This is a genomic window from Caldimonas hydrothermalis, assembly GCF_056746695.1.
This window is the reverse complement of record NZ_JBWQXA010000037.1, coordinates 1-632: the sequence shown is the minus strand read 5'-3', so window position 1 is coordinate 632 and position 632 is coordinate 1. Positions and strand designations below refer to the sequence as shown.

General features: G+C 71.5%; 1 pseudogene. It reads left to right on the top strand.

Annotated features, from left to right (window positions below):
* Nucleotides 1–21: 21 nt before the first annotated feature.
* A pseudogene (locus AC1ECW_RS16265) lies at nt 22–632 on the top strand (hypothetical protein); the annotation flags it as partial.

The following is a 632-nucleotide window of genomic DNA, read 5'->3' as shown; positions in this document are numbered from 1 at the left end:
CACAGGCATGCGCGCCCTGGGATGCCGCCGCTGCGCGCCTTGATGCGCACGCAGATGGAGCTGGCCATCCTGTGGCGCCGGCGCTGGGCCGGCCGCCTGGGCGAGATGCCGGTGCTGGCCCGCGCCAGGCAGGAAGAGCGCAATGACCTGCTCAGCGCCGACGAGGAGTTCGTGCAGGAGATCCGCCGCTTCGAGCGTTGGCGGCAGGAACGCCGGCGCGCTGCGGCCCCGTGCAGCGATGGGGTGTTGGGCACCTGCATGCAGGCCGAACAGCGGCAGGTGCCGGGCCTGGACAGCGGCCGCTTCGACGAGTGGGAGGACATGGCGCAGTGGTGGGATCGCTCCGAGGTCCCCGAGGCGGTGGCGGTCCTGTTCGAGACCCTGGTGCATGACTCGCGAGCCTGGTTCAAGCTCAGGGGCTGGGAGGCCGCCGAGGTCGAGCGCGGGCTGCAGCGCTGGGTGCGGGAGTATGAGGACTACATGGCGCGCACCGAGCAGGCCCGGCTGAACGGCGAGCCGGTGCCGCCGGCGCCGTTCGATCGCGAGGAGTTGAGTTGGATCCGGGCCTACAAAGCCACGGGCCAGGTGCCGCCGATGAAAACGCGCGGACGCGAGCCCTTCTTGCTGGGCGC